This window comes from Rhodovulum imhoffii (assembly GCF_003046545.1).
GTDB classification, from domain to species: Bacteria; Pseudomonadota; Alphaproteobacteria; order Rhodobacterales; family Rhodobacteraceae; genus Rhodovulum; species Rhodovulum imhoffii.
This window is the reverse complement of record NZ_QAAA01000006.1, coordinates 1-16,632: the sequence shown is the minus strand read 5'-3', so window position 1 is coordinate 16,632 and position 16,632 is coordinate 1. Positions and strand designations below refer to the sequence as shown.

Sequence of the window (16,632 nt, the reverse complement as noted above, 5' to 3'; positions counted from 1 at the left end):
TTCCTTTCACCCGAAAGCGGGTCTTGATGTCTACGGAATACGCAATCGTTGGAGGGGGTGTTGTCGGCCTTTCGCTGGCCTGGGGACTCCTCAAGCGTGGGTGCCGTGTCCTGGTCCTGGACGGGGGCGATGGCGGCTTGCGGGCCAGCAGGGGAAATTTCGGATTGGTGTGGGTGCAGGGCAAGGGGCTGGATCAGCCCGCCTATGCCCGCTGGTCGCAGCGTTCGGCAAAGGCATGGGGTGATTTTGCCGCCGAACTGGGCGAGGCCACCGGCACCGATCTGTGCCTGCATCAGCAGGGGGGGTACGATTTTCATTTCAGCGAAGAGACGCTGGAAGCCAGGGTTGCGCAATACAGGGCGCTCCGGCCGCATCTGGCGCAATACCCTTTCGAAGTTCTTGGTCCCAATGCGCTGAAGGCCGAGGAGCCGCATATCGGCCCTGGCGTCGCGGGCGCCATCCTGCACCATCAGGATGGCCATGTGAACCCGCTGCGCCTGTTGCAGGCCCTGGCCGCCGATGTCCGCCGGTTGGGCGGGAAGGTTCTGACCGGAAAACATGTGAGCGACATCGCCCCCGGCGACGGCTTTACACTGACTTGCGCCGATGGGACGGTCTTTCGCGCGGCGAAGGTCGTCCTTGCCGCCGGATTGGGGGCAAGGGATCTGGGGCCAAAGCTGGGGTTCGTTGCGCCGGTTCGTCCGCAGCGCGGGCAGGTTCTGGTGACCGAGAAGCTGCCCCGGCTGCTCAACCGCCCGTCGGGGATCATCCGGCAGGTCAATGAGGGGGGCATTCAGATCGGCGACAGCAAGGAAGAGGTCGGCCTGGACGATTCCGTCACCCTCAAGGGCATTGCGGCCATCGCGGTCCGTGCAGTCCGGGTCTGTCCCGCGCTGGCACGGGCGCAGATCGTAAGGAGTTGGGGGGCGCTGCGCATTCTCACGCCGGACGGGTTGCCGATCTATCAGCAAAGTCCGCAGGCGCACGGGGCATTTCTGGTGACCTGCCACAGCGGCATCACCCTGGCTGCTGCCCATGCCCGGTTCCTGCCCGATTGGCTAGAGGGGGCCGACATCCCCAACCTGGAGACCTTCAGTGAAAAAAGATTTTCCATTTCAAGAGATTGACCCCGATGGTCCGCGTGTGGCCGTTCGCTTCGACGGGGCCGTGTATGATTTGCCGGAAGGGGCCAACCTCGCTGCGGCGCTTCTGGTGGCGGGGGTGCGCGCCTTTCGGGCCACGCCCATATCCGGCGCGCCCCGTGCACCGTTCTGCATGATGGGGGCCTGCTATGACTGCCTGGTACGGATCGACGGCGTGGTTCGCCAGGCCTGCATGACCCGTGTGCAGGCCGGGATGGAGATTGAGCGCGCTCCGGCGCGGGAGGTCCCCCATGGGTGATGTGGACTTCCTGATCATTGGTGCCGGGCCTGCCGGCATGGCAGCTGCGGCGCAGGCCGCCCGCCTCGGAATGAGCACTGCGATCCTCGATGAGCAGCCCGCCCCGGGCGGTCAGATCTACCGGGGGGTGGAGGTCGCAGGGCCGGTGCGCGGCCGTATTCTCGGCAAGGATTTTCTGAACGGCGTGCAACTGGCGCAGGGCGTGCGGCATGCGGGAATCCGCTATATTCCCGGCGCGACCGTCTGGAAGGCGGAGGCCGGAGGGTCCGTGGCCTATTCGGTCGAGGGTGCGGCGCGGACAATCCGGGGGCGGCGTCTGCTGCTGGCCACCGGAGCCCTGGAGCGGCCTGTCCCTCTGCCGGGCTGGACATTGCCGGGCGTGATGACTGTGGGGGCCGCGCAGATTCTGCTCAAGCAATCCGGGGTGGTGCCACGGCGGGCGGTCATCGCCGGATCGGGGCCGCTGCTTTATCTGGTCGCCGCGCAGATGGTGCGCGCGGGGCGGCCGCCGCTCGCACTTGTCGAGACCCCAGAGCGGCGCGACCTCCTTCGTGCTTTGCGGCATTTGGGCGGTGCGCTGCGCGGGTGGCGTTATATGGCCAAGGGGGTCGGGTGGTTCGCGGAACTCGCCCGCGCCGGGGTGCCGCGCTATCGCAGCGCCACAGAGCTGCGGATCGAGGGCACTGACAAGGCGGAGGCGCTGTCCTTTGTCGCCGGTGGCCGGAACCGGTGCATCGCCTGCGAGACGGTTCTGCTGCACGAAGGCGTGGTGCCCAATACGCAGGCCAGCCGGGCGATGAACCTGCCCCATCACTGGGATGCGGGCCAGCGGTGTTTCGTGCCTGACCACGATGTTTGGGGCCAGACAGCGGAGCCACGCGTCTACGTGGCCGGCGATGGGGCCGGGATCGGCGGGGCACAGGCGGCGGAGCAGGCAGGGTGCCTGGCGGCGCTGCACGCCGCCGCCGCGCTGGGCCATATCGGCAATGATGAGCGGGATCGCCGCGGCGCCCGGCATTTGCGCCGCCTCGCGCGGGAAATGGCTGCGCGACCGTTTCTGGAGGCCGCCTACCCGCCGGGGATGCAAACGCGCGCCCCGGCCGATGATACCATCGTTTGCCGTTGTGAAGAAGTGACGGCCGGAGATATCCGTCGTCATGCGGCGCTGGGATGCAGAGGGCCGAACCAGGCCAAGGCTTTTGGCCGCGCCGGGATGGGGCCGTGTCAGGGGCGCTATTGCGGCCTGACCGTTACCGGCCTGCTCGCCGCGCAAACCGGGCAGACGCCTGCCGAGACCGGATATTACCGAATCCGCCCGCCGCTCAAGCCGATCACCGTTGCAGAGCTGGCGGCGCTGGAGCCAGACCCAGGAGAAAACACATGATCGAGCGTATCGAAACCGGTCAACGCATGAGCAAGATCGTCCGGCACAATGGCGTGGCCTATTTGTGCGGGCAGGTCGGTGAAGGCGCGACCGTGGCTGAGCAGACCCGGACCTGTCTTGCCCGTATCGAGGGGTTGCTGGAAAAGGCCGGGTCTTCGCCCGGGCGGATTCTTCAGGCGATCATCTGGTTGCGCGACATGGCCGATTTCGCCGAGATGAACGCGGTCTGGGATGCCTGGGTCCCGGAGGATCAGGCCCCGGCACGGGCGTGCGGTGAGGCCCGGCTGGCGCGCGATGATCTCAAGGTCGAGATCATCGTCACCGCGGCCTGCGACTGAGGAAAAGCCCGGCAACAGGGCGGCTTTTGGGTCTATCCGGCCGCGCGGGCCGCGCGCTTGCGTTCATGCGGGTCGAGGTGACGTTTGCGCAGGCGCACCGCGTTTGGCGTCACCTCGACCAGTTCGTCATTATCGACATAGGCGATGGCTTCCTCGAGGCTCATCCTGACGGGGGGGGTCAGGACGACGGCGTCATCCTTGCCCGCGGCACGCACGTTGGTCAGCTTTTTGCCCTTGAGCGGGTTGACCTCAAGATCGTTGTCGCGGGAATGCTCCCCGATGATCATGCCCTGATACACGGCCTCCTGCGCGCCGATGAAAAGCCGCCCCCGGTCTTCGAGGTTGAACAGGGCATACGCGACAGATGTTCCGTTTTCCATCGAGATCAGCACCCCCGCACGGCGGCCCGGGATCGTCCCCTTGTAGGGCGCCCAGTCATGGAACACCCGGTTGAGAACTCCGGTTCCGCGTGTGTCGGTCAGGAACTCGCCGTGATAGCCGATCAGCCCGCGTGACGGCACATGGGCGATGATCCGCGTTTTCCCGGCCCCGGCGGGGCGCATTTCGGCCAGATCGCCCTTGCGCGGCCCGGTCAGCTTTTCGATCACCACGCCGGAATATTCGTCATCCACGTCGATGGTGACTTCCTCGACGGGCTCCAGCTTCTGGCCGTTTTCCTCCCGCATCAGGACCTGCGGGCGGGAGATTGATAGTTCGAACCCTTCGCGGCGCATGTTTTCGATCAACACGCCCATCTGCAATTCCCCGCGCCCGGCGACTTCGAACGCCTCGCCGCCGGGGGTGTCGCTCACCCGGATGGCGACGTTCGATTCGGCTTCCTTGAGCAGACGCTCCCGGATGACACGCGATTGCACCTTCTTGCCGTCGCGGCCTGCCAGCGGGCTGTCGTTGATGCCGAAGGTCACGCTGATGGTGGGGGGGTCGATCGGCTGGGCGGGAATTGCGCCGCCGACCGCGGGGGCGCAAAGCGTGTCCGCCACGGTTGCCTTCGACATCCCGGCAAGGGAGACGATATCCCCCGCTTCCGCCCGGTCGATGGGTTGCTGCGACAACCCCCGGAAAGCCAGCACTTTCGTCACCCGGAAGCTTTCCACCGGTTCGCCGGTGCGGGACAGGGCCTTGACCTGGTCGCCCGGCCTGACGGTGCCGCTTTCGATCCGCCCGGTCAGAATGCGCCCGATGAACGGGTCCGCGGCCAGCGTGGTGGCCAGCATGCGGAAAGGATCACCGGTATGGGCCAGTTGTCTCGGTGCGGGCACATGGTCCAGGATCAGGTCGAACAAGGCGTGAAGGTCCTTGCGTGGGCCGTCCAGCGCGGTATCCGCCCAGCCCGACCGGCCCGAGGCGTAGAGATGCGGGAAATCGAGCTGCTCATCGGTTGCGCCGAGGTTGGCGAACAGGTCAAAGACCTCGTCCAGGGCGCGGTCGGGTTCGGCATCGGGCTTGTCGACCTTGTTGAGCACCACGATCGGCCGCAATCCCAGCGCCAGTGCCTTGGATGTCACGAATTTCGTTTGCGGCATCGGCCCTTCGGCCGCATCGACCAGCAGCACGACGCCATCGACCATGCTGAGGATCCGTTCGACCTCACCACCGAAATCGGCGTGGCCGGGGGTATCGACGATATTGACCCGGTGGCCGTCCCACTCCACGCTGGTGGCCTTGGCGAGGATGGTGATGCCGCGCTCCCGCTCCAGGTCGTTGCTGTCCATCGCGCGTTCTGCCACGGCCTGGTTTGCCCGAAACGCGCCCGATTGGCGCAAAAGCTCGTCCACCAGCGTTGTCTTGCCGTGGTCAACATGTGCGATGATCGCGATATTGCGAATGTCCATGGGTGGCCCGTTTTGATGGATTTGCCACGGCGATACAGGCTTGCCCCTGAAAACGCCAGTGCTAAACGCGACCGCCCCCGCCCCCGCCCCCGCCGGCTGGCCGGCAGGGGAGGCGTTCAGGTCTTGAAGATGCGGTAGATCGCGGGGATCACCAGTACCGTCAACGCCGTGGAGGAGGCCAGCCCGAACAAAAGCGAGATCGCCAGCCCCTGGAAGATCGGGTCCGCCAGGATCACCGCCGCGCCGATCATCGCCGCCAGTGCCGTCAGGAGGATCGGCTTGAACCGCGTCGCCCCGGCTTCGATCAGGGCGTCCACCGTGATCGGTGCGCCCGGATCCGTGTGGCGGATGAAATCCACCAGCAGGATCGAGTTGCGCACGATAATCCCCGCCAGCGCGATGAAGCCGATCATCGACGGGGCAGAGAATGGCGCGCTGAACAGCCAGTGCCCGAACATGATGCCCAGAAAGGTCAGCGGCACCGGGGTCAGCACCACCAGCGGCACCCGGAAGGAGCCAAACTGCGCCACCACAAGGATGTAGATGCCCAAAAGCGCCACGCCGAAGGCCGCGCCCATATCGCGGAAGGTGACGACTGTGACTTCCCACTCCCCGTCCCACAGGATGGTGGAGGCCTGGTTGGACAGCGGCGCCCCGGCCAATCGGATTTCCGGTTTTTCAAGGCCGGTCCAGTCCATCGCGTCCAGGCGATCCTGAACTGCGAGCATCCCGTAAAGAGGCGCTTCGAATTCCCCGGCCAGTTCGGCCATGACCATTTCGGCATAGCGCCCGTTGTGGCGGAAGATGGGGTGGGAGGCGCGCTCCTCGCTGAGGCGTACGACATCGCCCAACTCCACCACGCCCCGCCCGCCGGGCAACGCGTTGGCCGGAACCGGGGTGGACAGCGCCCGTTCGTCCACAACCCGGTCCGCCCGGTCGCGGGCCACCACGATGGGAATCGGTGCGCGACCGTCGCCCCGGTGGGAGTAGCCCACGACGGTTTCGCCGTTCAGCAGGCGCAGGGTGTCCAGCGCGTCGGCTTCCTGCACGCTGAAGAAGGCAAGATCCGAAGGGGCGATCTCTGCCCGCAGACGTCGGGGCGGCGTGCCGAAGCTGTCGTCGGTATCGACGATGAAGGGCGTATCCTCGAAGGCCGTGCGCAGTCTGGCCGCCACGGCCCGGCGGGTCTCGGCATCGGGGCCGTAAACCTCTGCCAGGAGGGTGGCGATAACCGGCGGGCCGGGCGGCGGTTCCACCACTTTCAGGCTGGTGCCCGGCGGCACGGGAAGGTCGCGCAGGCGCTCCCGCAGGTCCAGTGCGATGGCGTGGCTGGCGCGGTCACGGTCGTGTTTGCCTGCGAGGTTGACCTGCACATCGCCTTGTTCGGGGCTTTGGCGCTGGAAGTAGTGGCGCACCAGACCGTTGAAATTAAACGGCGCGGCCGTGCCCGCATGTGTCTGGGCGGAGATGACCTCCGGCAGGTCCAGGGCCACGCGTGCCACCTGCTGCGCGAGGGCATCCGTCGCCTCGACCGGGGTGCCTTCGGGCAGGTCGATCACCACGGCCAGTTCCGACTTGTTGTCGAAGGGCAGCAGCTTGACGGTCACGTCCTTGGTATAAAGCGCCGAGAGCGATCCGAAAGACAGCACCGCCACCGCCAGGAGAAACAGGGCCGAGGTCGATTTGCGCGCCAGGATGGGCCGTACGAGGCGGGCATAAAACCGCCCCAGGCGCCCGCCGGGGTGGCCGTCATCGTTGCTGTGCAGGGGCGCGCGCCCTGCGATCCTGACCATCAGCCAGGGGGTGATCATGACCGCGACGAAGAAGGAAAATACCATCGCCGCCGAGGCATTGGCGGGGATCGGGCTCATGTAAGGCCCCATCATGCCCGAGACGAACAGCATCGGCAGCAAGGCCACGACCACCGTCAGAGTGGCGACGATGGTGGGGTTGCCCACTTCGGCGACAGCGGTAATGGCAGCCCTCACCCGGCTTTCGCCCTTGGCCGGCATTCCCCAGTGGCGGGCAATGTTCTCGATCACGACGATGGCGTCGTCCACCAGGATTCCGATGGAAAAGATCAGCGCGAACAGCGAGACCCGGTTGAGGGTGTAGCCCATGAAATAGGCCGCGAACAGCGTCAGCAAGATCGTCACCGGGATCACGATGGCGACGACGATGGCCTCGCGCCAGCCGATGGCGAACAGCACCAGCGCGACGATGGAAATCGTGGCAAGGCCAAGGTGAAACAACAGTTCGTTCGCTTTTTCACTGGCAGTCTCGCCATAGTTGCGGGTGACCTCCACGGTCACGCTGTCGGGGATCAGGCCGCCCTGCATTTCCTCAACCCTGTGCAGGATTTTTTCCGCCACGACGACGGCGTTTGCGCCCGCGCGCTTGGCCAGCGCCAGCGTCACCGCCGGGCGGCGTGTGACGGTTCCGCCCCCGGCATGGGCCAGGGTTGCCACGTAGGTTTCCTCCATGTCCTGGACGAACCCGATCCCGGCCAGGTCACGCACGTAAACGGTACGCCCATCTCGCGCGGTCAGGTCGAGATTGCCGATTTCCCCGGGGGTGGAGAGCGTGCGCCCCAGCACCAGCCCGACCTGCTCGCCCGTGTCGCGGACCAGCCCGGCCGGGGCGGAAGCGTTCGCGCCTTCCACCTTGGCGGCGAGTTGTTGAAGGGTCACACCATACAGGGCCAGCTTTTCCGGGTCGGGAGCGATGCGCAGAATTTCCTGCGTGGCGCCGACGATGTAGGTCAGGCCGACATCCTCGATCTTGGTCAATTCAACCTCGACCTCGCGGGCGATGCGGGTCAGGTCGGCAGGGGCGATGGCCTCATGTCCCGGGGCCGGGGCGAAGGTGAGGGTGGTAATCGCCACATCGTTGATCCCGCGCCCCACCACCAGGGGTTCGGGAATCCCCACCGGGATACGATCCATGTTGGCGAGAATCTTGTCCCGCACGCGCAGGATGGCGGTGTCCTGGGAGATCCCGACCTCGAACCGGGCGGTGACCATTACACGGTCGTCGGAGGTGTTGGAGTAGACGTGCTCGACCTCGTCGATGCTTTTGACGATGGTTTCCAAAGGTTCGGTGATCAGCTTCACCGCGTCATCCGCCCTCAGCCCCGCGGCCTGTACGTGGATATCCACCATGGGGACGGAGATCTGCGGTTCTTCCTCGCGCGGCAGGCTGATCAGCGCGATCAGCCCCACGGCCAGCGCGGCCATCAGAAGAAGAGGTGTCAGCGGAGAGGTGATGAAAGCGCGGGTCAGGTACCCGGCCATGCCAAGGGGGGCGCGCGCGCTCATGGCAGCACCACGGTATCGCCGGCGCGCAGCCCGGTCAGGATTTCGCGCCAGACGGTGCCGTCGCGGGCGATCTCCTGCCCCGGAACGACCGTGCGGCGCACGGGGCCGTCGGGGCTGGTCACCGTCACGAAATCCAGCCCGCCTGTTCGGGTCAGGGCCGTTTGCGGCACCAAAAGCGCGGGGCGCATGCCAACCGGCAGGCGGACGGGCACCCGGCGTCCGACAAAGCGGGCCTCCAGCCCCGGAACCTCTATATCCGCGAGCACGCGCCCGCCCTCGATCCGGGGGTAGACCTTGGCAAGCCGTCCTTCATGCGCCTCCAGCCCTGAGCCGGGACCGAAGGCGATGCGCCCCCCCTCGGTCAGGGTGGTGGCATGACGCTCCGGTACGGCGAGGCGCACGTAAGCGCCCCCGCCCCCTATATCGGCCAGGACCTCACCCGGTGTGACCACCGACCCGCGCGAGACCGGGACCGACAGAACAACCCCGGTTTCAGGGGCCAGAACGTCACCTTCGGCGACCTGCTGCTCGATCACCCGGCGCTCGGCACGGGTGCTTTCGATCCGGCCTTCCAGGATATCCACCTGGGTACGTAACTGGTCCAGCCGTTGCACGGTGACTACGCCGCGTTCGCGCAAGGATTCGCCCCGGCTGAGATCCGTCCGCGCGGTTTCGATCTGGGTGTTCAGCGACTCGATCTGGGCATCCACCGCGCGCAGGCGGAAGGAAAGCTTTTCATCCTGCACCCGTGCCAGAATCTGCCCGGCGGCGACACGGTCGCCCTCCGTGACGTCCAGCGCCACGATCGTACCGCCAAGGCGGGCACGGGCAGGCACACGATCACGGGTTTCGATTTCACCGTAGACGGCCTTCCATTCTTGAATCTCCGTTGGGGTCAGCGTCAGCTCTGCCGCGCGAAGGGGCAGCGTGGCCAGTGCCACAAGCAGGAAAACAAGGTATCTCATCTGGGTCTCCGGGTGGGTCCGGTTTGGGGCATGGGCAAATCGACGGCCATCGAGTCACCATTATATGCAATCTTTTGAATATATAGGCGGTGTATTCCGGGCTTGGCAAGACCCTCACACCATGCAACCACGATGCATGGGACCATCTACGTGGATTTCGTCCATGACATATTCGCGCGACATGACGCTTTCCGCCCGCAATCCGGGGTTGCCTCTGGATGCAGACTGGCTTCGGCGTGTGCGCGTCAACCGTCCCGCGGTGGAGCGCCGCTGTGCATCGCTGCCCGGGCGCCGGTCGGTCAAGGGGGAATATCAGGCGGCCTGGCTTGCAAAGGCGGTGACCCTGATCGATCTTACGACGCTTTCGGGCGACGATACGCCCGGTCGGGTGGCGCGGCTTTGCGCCAAGGCGCGCGCGCCGTTGCGCCCCGATCTGGCGCAGGCGCTTGGTGTCGACCTGCACACCGCCGCTGTCTGTGTCTACCACGACATGATCGCCCCGGCGCTGCAGGCGCTTGCGGGCACGCCTATTCCGGTCGCGGCGGTCTCCACGGGGTTTCCGGCGGGGTTGTCGCCTTTTGCCACGCGCTTGGCCGAAATTGAGGCAAGCGTTGCCGCCGGTGCGGCCGAGATCGACATCGTGATCTCCCGCCGCCATGTGTTGCTTGGAAACTGGCCGGCCCTTTACGATGAGGTCCGTACCTTCCGTGAGGCCTGTGGCCCCGCGCATCTGAAGACCATCCTTGCCACGGGGGAACTGGGCACGCTGCAAAACGTCGCCCGTGCCAGCCTCGTGTGCATGATGGCGGGGGCGGATTTCATCAAGACCTCGACCGGCAAGGAACCGGTGAACGCCACGCTGCCTGTCGGGTTGGTGATGATGCGGGCCATCCGCGATTATCACGCCGCGACAGGGGTCAAGATCGGGTTCAAACCCGCCGGGGGGATTTCGACCGCGAAGGACGCACTGGTCTGGCTGGCGTTGCTCAAGGAGGAACTGGGGTCCGGCTGGCTGAGCCCCGCGCTGTTCCGGTTCGGGGCGTCGTCGCTTCTGGGAGATATCGAGCGACAGATCGAACATCATGTCACGGGCGCCTATTCCGCCGCCTGCCGGCATCCGATGGGCTGAGAGGAACCGAGATGGCTGAAAGAAACCTGCCCGAAACGTCTGCCCTGATGGAGAGTATGGCCTACGGCCCGGCGCCCGAATCGCCCTCCCCCGCGCTGGACTGGATCGCCGAACACGGGCGGTTCGGCTGTTTTGTCGCCGGAGCCTTTGAGGAACCGGGCGCAACATTCGAAACCCGCAACCCCGCGACGGGGGAGGTGTTGGCCCATGTCACGCAGGCCGATGCCGATACGGTCGCCCGTGCCGTTGCGGCTGCGCGGGCGGCTCTGCCGGGTTGGGCGGGGGCGACGGGGCATGCCCGTGCGCGTCTGCTTTACGCAATTGCGCGGCTGGTTCAGAAGCAGGCCAAGCTGCTTGCGGTTCTGGAAACGCTTGATACCGGCAAACCGATCCGGGAATCGCGCGATATCGATGTGCCCCTTGCCGTGCGGCATTTCTATTACCACGCGGGACTGGCCCAGCTCTGGCCGGAAGAACTGCCGGGTCACAGCCCCATCGGGGTGTGCGGACAGATTGTCCCGTGGAATTTCCCGCTGCTGATGCTGGCGTGGAAGGTCGCTCCGGCGCTGGCGGCGGGCAACACGGTGGTCCTGAAGCCAGCCGAGTATACACCGCTTTCGGCGTTGATGTTCGCGCAACTGTGCCAGCAGGCGGGGGTGCCGGCGGGGGTTGTGAATATCGTCACCGGCGACGGGGATGTGGGTGAGCGGATCGTCGCCCATGACGGGATCGACAAGATCGCCTTCACCGGCTCGACCGAGGTGGGCCGGCGCATCCGGAAGATCACCGCGGGCCGGGGAAAGGCGCTGACGCTGGAGCTGGGGGGCAAGTCCCCTTACCTCGTTTTCGAGGATGCCGATCTTGACAGCGCGGTGGAAGGGCTGGTCGATTCGATTTGGCTCAACCAGGGGCAGGTTTGCTGCGCGGGGGCACGGCTTTTGGTGCAGGAAGGCATCGCCGCGTCGTTTTATGACAAGCTCAAGACCCGGATGCGCCATCTGCGCCTTGGCGACCCGCTGGATAAATGCACTGATGTCGGGGCCATCGTGGACCCGGCGCAGCTGGCGCGTGTGACGGGGATGGTTGCACAGGGCGGGGGCGACGTGTTTCAGCCCTGTCAAGCCCCCGGAACGGGGTGCTTCTACCCGCCGACACTGATAACCGGGTTGTCTCCGGCGGACAGGCTGATGCAGGAGGAAATCTTCGGCCCGGTTCTGGTTGCTACCACCTTCCGTACGCCCGCCGAGGCCGTGGCGCTGGCCAATGACACCCGCTATGGCCTGGCCGCCAGCATCTGGAGCGAGACGCTTCCACTGGCTCTGGAGGTTGCCCCAAAGCTTGCCGCCGGGGTTGTGTGGGTGAACGGGGCAAACATGTTCGACGCGGCCGTCGGGTTCGGAGGGTTGCGTGAGAGCGGTTTTGGCCGGGAAGGCGGCTGGGAGGGGCTGACAGAGTATTTGCGTGCACCTGGGGGGCGGCCTGAGGCCGTTCCGGTCACGCCGGGGGTCGTGGGGCCCGCGCCGCTGGATCGTACGGCCAAGATGTTCATCGGCGGCAGACAGACCCGCCCGGACAGCGGGGAAAGCCTTTTGGTCCGTGCGTCCGGGGGCCAGCTCCTGGGCCATGTGGGTGCGGGCAACCGCAAGGACATCCGCAACGCGGTTGAGGCCGCGCGTAAGGCCCAGCCCGCCTGGGCGGGGCTTTCGGGCCATGCGCGGGCACAGGTTCTGTATTATATCGCGGAGAACCTTTCCGCCCGTTCAGAGGAATTTACCGAGCGCCTCGCCGCCCAGACCGGGGCAGGGGACGCGGGACAGCAGGTTGCCCGTAGTCTTGAGGCTCTTTTCGCCTGCGCGGCCTGGTCGGACAAGTACGATGGACGTATCAAGGACGTGCCCATGCGCGGCGTGGCGCTGGGGTTCAATGTGCCGGTGGGGGTGGTGGGGGTGTTGTGTCCGTCCGTGCCGGCACTGGAAGGCGCCATTACCGCGATGGGGGCGGCGATTGCGATGGGCAATACCTGCGTCCTGGTCGCGCCGGAAACCGCGCCCCTTTCGCTGACGGATTTTTACCAGGTTCTGGAAACCTCGGACCTGCCGGGAGGGGTGGCGAATATCGTGACCGGGCGAACCGTTCTTGCCGAAACGCTGGCCGGGCATCTGGATGTAGACGCTGTCTGGGCCTTTGCGCCAGAACTCGGGCAGGCGGTAGAGGCCGCCTCTTGCGGGAACCTCAAGCGCACATGGATCACGCCGTGGCCCGGACGGGATCTGGGCCCTTTCCTGCGTGCCGCGACCGAGGTGCGGACCGTCTGGATCCCCTGGGGGGCTTAACGCAGGCGCGGGGGGGCGTCCGGGTCGGGGGCGATGATCTCGCCCGCGGGATCGGGCGTGGGCAAATCGAAGCGCAGCCCGACCCGGGCCAGTTGCGCCACGATGGCGTCGCCGGTTCGAAAGAAGGCCACATCCAGGGCGCCCGCCTCAGCCCCGCTGAAGGTCAGCGCCTCCGATACTGTCCGGGAAAGTGCCGCTTCCGCCCCCGCAGCGGCGTCGATGAAGGCCAGAAGATGCCCTGAGTTCCCATCGCCGTAGCGCACGCCGGCCAGCCATGCGCAGCGTGACAACCCCGCCGCCGTGGCCAACCGCGAATCCAGTGCGGGCAGCAGCGGTTCCGGCAGCCCTTTGGGGGCGGTCAGTTCTTCGGGGCGGGCGTGAAACTCTTGTGGGGCGCAGGACAGAACGTCTGCCAGCCAGTCAAGCGTTTTGGGCGGGAGGAGTTCCCCGTTATCGTCCTCCAGGTTCACACCCAGCCCCAGCCCCTGACCGGCCAGCAGCCCCGCCAGGGCCCGTCCCGGCAATCCCGCGAAGGGGGTGGGCGCGCCGGTGAAGGCGGCCAACCTGGCTTCGCTGTCGAAAGCCAGGACGACGGGACCGTCTTCAAGCGGGAAAACGCGGGGGGAGAGGATCCCGCCCTCGGGGTCGCTTTCGAGCAGCAGGAAAAGCTCGGTGTTGGCGAGCCGTTCAAAATAACGAAGCCGCAGGGCCGTATCTGCCGGGGCAGCCTGCATCGCGGCGTGGGCTTCATCCAAAGGGCTGGGTCGGGTCATGTCAGAACCTCCTGAACCCGGTCGCGCAGGGCAGGGAGAAGCGTGCCCGCGAACCAAGGGTTGCGTTTCAGCCATCCCGTATTGCGCCATGACGGATGCGGCAAGGGGAAGACGCGCGGCGCGTGATCGCGCCACTGTGCCACCGTCGTTGTCACGCCGCCCTGTGCGGCCGCGCCAAGGTGCCACTTTTGGGCGTGGCCTCCGATCGGAAGAATCAGCGGGATGTCACCCAACAGGGTCATGGCGCGTGTATGCCATGTGCGTGCGCAAAGGGGCGGCGGCGGCAGGTCGCCGCCTTTCGCGTCATAGCCGGGAAAGCAGAAGGCCATCGGCAATACGGAGATTTTATCCCGGTTGTAGAAGGTCTGGACGTCGAGGCCCATCCATTCCCGCAGCCGGTCGCCCGACGCGTCGACGAAGGGTCTGCCCGCTTTGTGCACGCGCATGCCCGGTGCCTGCCCGGCCACGAGAATGCGCGGGGCGGGGCCGAACCAGGGGACCGGACGCGGGGCATGGGCGGTGGCCGTCGCGGCGAAGCGCGCCACGCAGAGCCGACAGGCGGCGATTTCATCGGATAATTTCGAAAGATCGGACATGCCGTAGAGTGCCGTTTTCACAAGACGACGGCAACGCCGAGCGACTGACCGAAAACGACGGGATGACGAAACCGCGCAAAACCGTTACAAGAACGCCAAGTTGATTTAGTTTATTGTTGTTTCGCACCGATAATGTGATCGGAAAATCCGATGGTGTTGGATTGAGCCGAAAGGATACCGATGCTTGAGTTTGAGAATGTCAGCAAATCGTTCTGGACTGGCAGGCAGCGCAAGGTCATCCTGGACCGTGCGTCGTTCCGGGTGGAGCTTGGGCGGTCTTTGGGGATTCTCGCCCCGAACGGAACCGGCAAGACAACGCTTATCAACATGATGTGCGGGATCGAGAAACCCGATGAAGGCACGATCCGCCGGGGATGCCGGATTTCTTTCCCGCTCGGCTTCATGGGAGGGTTGATTCCCCGGCTCAGCGCCAATGAGAACGCGCGGTATATCGCCCAGCTCTACGGGATCGACCCGGACTACGCGGAGGCTTTCACGCGGTGGCTCTGTGATCTTGGCGACTATTATGACCAGCCGATCGGGGTGTATAGTAGTGGCATGTCCGCCCGTTTTGGGTTTGCCTTGCTGCTGGCGCTGGATTTCGACATGTACCTCATCGACGAAGGCATGCCGCAAAATCAGGACACGGAGTTTGCCCGGAAGGCCGGGGCCATTCTGAAGGAAAGGCTGGACAGGACCACGATGGTCATGGTGTCCCACAGCCCCGGTACCCTGGCCGAGTTCTGCCAGTCCGCAGCGGTTTTGCGGAACGGTCAACTTTATATGTTCGATTCCCTTGAAGAAGCGAAACAGCTCTATGACTATGAAGCCTAAGGCCAAGAGATTCCGCATCCGCCGCGACGATACGCTCGTCTCCGATACCCCCGCCCCCGAGGAGGCCCGGTCGGAGGCTCCGCAACCCGCCGCTGCGCCGGAGCAAAGCCACCCCGGAGAAGAGCTCGACGCGATCCGCAGGGAGGAACTGACGGGGCGGCAATTGCGCATGGCGCGGCGGGTGGCTGTCAATCATGGCCTCAACCCGGCGTCGGATTACGATGCCGTGCGGATGTTGCGCAAACAGGGAATCGATCCGTTCCAGAAGTCCCAGATGCTTGAAATCGTCATGGGCAAGCGTGAGCAGGGCAAGGACGAAAAAGAGGAACGGGTTCAACTCCCCCTGAAGGCCGATATTGCGCAAGTTCCGTCCACGGAACTGGACACCGAAGCGGCGCGGATGCGCGAACTGCGCCAGATCCAGATCGACATTGCCCGCCGGCGCAAGCGCCGTCTGATTCTGACGGCCGTTCGTCTGTTCGTGTTCATTCTTTTGCCGACACTTGTGGCGGGGTACTATTTTTACAAGATCGCAACGCCAATGTATGCGACGAAGTCCGACTTCATCATTCAGCAGGCGGACGGAACGGTCGTGGGCGGGCTCAATTCCATGATGTCCGGCGGAATGCTGGCCATCCAGCAGGATTCGATGACCGTTCAGGGCTATATGCAATCGCGGGACGCGATGCTGCGCATCGACCGGGATATCGGTTTCAAGTCTCATTTCAGTCAGGACTGGATTGACCCGATCCAGCGTTTGCCCGCCGACGCCTCCAATGAGCAGACTTACAAGGTCTATGAGAAAAACGTAAAGATTGCCTACGATCCGACCGAAGGTATCCTGAAGATGAAGGTTATCGCGGCGGACCCCGAAACCAGCCAGAAAATCGCGAACGCGTTGCTGTCCTATGCCGAGGAGCGGGTCGACAGCATGACCCAGCGTCTGCGCGAAGACCAGATGTCCGGTGCCCGCGAAGGGTACGAAGAGGCCGAGGAAAAGGTTCTGAAGGCGCAGCAGAAAGTTCTGGACCTTCAGGAGCGGCTGGGGGTGTTCGATCCGGGGTCGGAGGCCGCGGCGCTGATGTCCCAGATCAACACGTTCGAAACGGAAGTTCGGGACAAAAGGCTTCAGTTGGCGCAGCTGATGGATAACCCGCGCCCGAACCAGGCCCGTGTTTCTGGTCTGGAGGGCGATATCCGTCGCCTGGAGTCCCTGATCGAGGAATTGCGCGGTGAATTGACCGAGAAGACCGATGGAGGAGAATCGCTTGCGCGGATCAACGCCGAGTTGATGTTGGCCGAGGTCGAACTGGAAAACCGTCAGGCGATGCTACGGCAGGCGCTGGAGCAGATGGAAACCGCCCGTATCGAGGCGAACCGGCAGGTGCGCTATTTGTCCGTTGCTGTCAGCCCCGTCGCGCCGGACGAACCGACCTACCCGCGGGCTTTCGAGAACACGATGGTGTCGATGCTGATCTTCGGGGGGATTTACCTGATGATCTCTCTGACGGCTGCGATCCTGCGCGAACAGGTTTCCGCCTGATCGGGCCGCAGATCCCCGGCCTTCCGGGGCTTTTTGCTGTCGGCCGGGGCAGGGCGAAAGAGAAGATTTACATGAGGAGAAGTTTGTCAACAGGCGCGCAGATGCATGTCGCTGCGCTGTTCTGCAGCGTTTCCATGTCTCGGTTCCGGGCGGATCGATTGCTGCG

The 16,632-nt window shown here is 65.1% G+C and carries 13 protein-coding genes; 8 read left to right on the top strand and 5 right to left on the bottom strand.

The window, feature by feature from the left end; genetic code table 11:
• Positions 1–26 precede the first annotated feature (26 nt).
• The 4 genes from C8N32_RS06385 to C8N32_RS06370 are packed head-to-tail and all read left to right on the top strand — an operon-like array spanning position 27 to position 3,123.
• Positions 27–1,127: an NAD(P)/FAD-dependent oxidoreductase gene (locus tag C8N32_RS06385; protein WP_107891659.1), complete on the top strand. Its 1,101-nt coding sequence runs from the start codon at positions 27–29 to the stop codon at positions 1,125–1,127.
• A 16-nt stretch (positions 1,128–1,143) separates the two neighbouring features.
• Positions 1,144–1,401, top strand: a complete 258-nt coding sequence (locus C8N32_RS06380) for a 2Fe-2S iron-sulfur cluster-binding protein (RefSeq protein WP_244905902.1) — start codon at positions 1,144–1,146, stop codon at positions 1,399–1,401.
• Positions 1,394–2,785, top strand: coding sequence for an FAD/NAD(P)-dependent oxidoreductase (locus tag C8N32_RS06375; protein ID WP_107891657.1), 1,392 nt, complete (start codon positions 1,394–1,396; stop codon positions 2,783–2,785). The genes C8N32_RS06380 and C8N32_RS06375 overlap by 8 nt, the downstream gene beginning before the upstream one ends.
• Positions 2,782–3,123: a RidA family protein gene (locus tag C8N32_RS06370; RefSeq protein ID WP_107891656.1), complete on the top strand. Its 342-nt coding sequence runs from the start codon at positions 2,782–2,784 to the stop codon at positions 3,121–3,123. The genes C8N32_RS06375 and C8N32_RS06370 overlap by 4 nt, the downstream gene beginning before the upstream one ends.
• Before the next feature lie 32 nt (positions 3,124–3,155).
• Here C8N32_RS06370 and typA read toward each other — a convergent pair whose 3' ends face one another.
• The 3 genes from typA to C8N32_RS06355 all read right to left on the bottom strand — a co-directional run bounded on the left by typA (position 3,156) and on the right by C8N32_RS06355 (position 9,258).
• Positions 3,156–4,976 (bottom strand): translational GTPase TypA, encoded by a 1,821-nt coding sequence (gene typA / locus C8N32_RS06365; protein WP_107891655.1) that lies wholly within the window; start codon positions 4,974–4,976, stop codon positions 3,156–3,158.
• Between the two features lie 116 nt (positions 4,977–5,092).
• Positions 5,093–8,293: an efflux RND transporter permease subunit gene (locus C8N32_RS06360; protein ID WP_107891654.1), complete on the bottom strand. Its 3,201-nt coding sequence runs from the start codon at positions 8,291–8,293 to the stop codon at positions 5,093–5,095.
• Positions 8,290–9,258 carry an efflux RND transporter periplasmic adaptor subunit gene (locus tag C8N32_RS06355; RefSeq protein ID WP_107891653.1) on the bottom strand — a complete coding sequence of 323 codons (969 nt, stop codon included), beginning with the start codon at positions 9,256–9,258 and terminating at the stop codon, positions 8,290–8,292. The genes C8N32_RS06360 and C8N32_RS06355 overlap by 4 nt, the downstream gene beginning before the upstream one ends.
• A 163-nt stretch (positions 9,259–9,421) precedes the next feature.
• Between C8N32_RS06355 and deoC the strand changes: the two genes are divergently transcribed.
• Both deoC and C8N32_RS06345 read left to right on the top strand, forming a co-directional pair.
• Positions 9,422–10,387: a deoxyribose-phosphate aldolase gene (deoC, locus tag C8N32_RS06350; protein WP_107891652.1), complete on the top strand. Its 966-nt coding sequence runs from the start codon at positions 9,422–9,424 to the stop codon at positions 10,385–10,387.
• Positions 10,388–10,398: 11 nt separating this feature from the next.
• Complete coding sequence (locus C8N32_RS06345) at positions 10,399–12,720, top strand: aldehyde dehydrogenase family protein (protein WP_107891651.1); 2,322 nt, start codon at positions 10,399–10,401, stop codon at positions 12,718–12,720.
• On the opposite strand, the gene C8N32_RS06340 is transcribed toward C8N32_RS06345, so the two are convergent.
• Together C8N32_RS06340 and C8N32_RS06335 are read right to left on the bottom strand one after the other, a co-directional pair.
• Positions 12,717–13,493, bottom strand: coding sequence for an SseB family protein (locus C8N32_RS06340; protein ID WP_107891650.1), 777 nt, complete (start codon positions 13,491–13,493; stop codon positions 12,717–12,719). The two genes, C8N32_RS06345 and C8N32_RS06340, sit on opposite strands and share 4 nt — an antisense overlap.
• Positions 13,490–14,089 carry a uracil-DNA glycosylase family protein gene (locus tag C8N32_RS06335; RefSeq protein WP_107891649.1) on the bottom strand — a complete coding sequence of 200 codons (600 nt, stop codon included), beginning with the start codon at positions 14,087–14,089 and terminating at the stop codon, positions 13,490–13,492. Before C8N32_RS06335 ends, C8N32_RS06340 begins: the two co-directional genes overlap by 4 nt.
• 180 nt (positions 14,090–14,269) lie before the next feature.
• On the opposite strand from C8N32_RS06335, the gene C8N32_RS06330 reads away from it, so the two are divergent.
• On the top strand, positions 14,270–14,923 hold the full coding sequence (locus C8N32_RS06330; RefSeq protein ID WP_107891648.1) for an ABC transporter ATP-binding protein: 654 nt from the start codon (positions 14,270–14,272) through the stop codon (positions 14,921–14,923).
• Positions 14,907–16,466: a KpsE/RkpR family capsule polysaccharide export protein gene (locus C8N32_RS06325; RefSeq protein ID WP_107891647.1), complete on the top strand. Its 1,560-nt coding sequence runs from the start codon at positions 14,907–14,909 to the stop codon at positions 16,464–16,466. Before C8N32_RS06330 ends, C8N32_RS06325 begins: the two co-directional genes overlap by 17 nt.
• Positions 16,467–16,632: the final 166 nt, after the last annotated feature.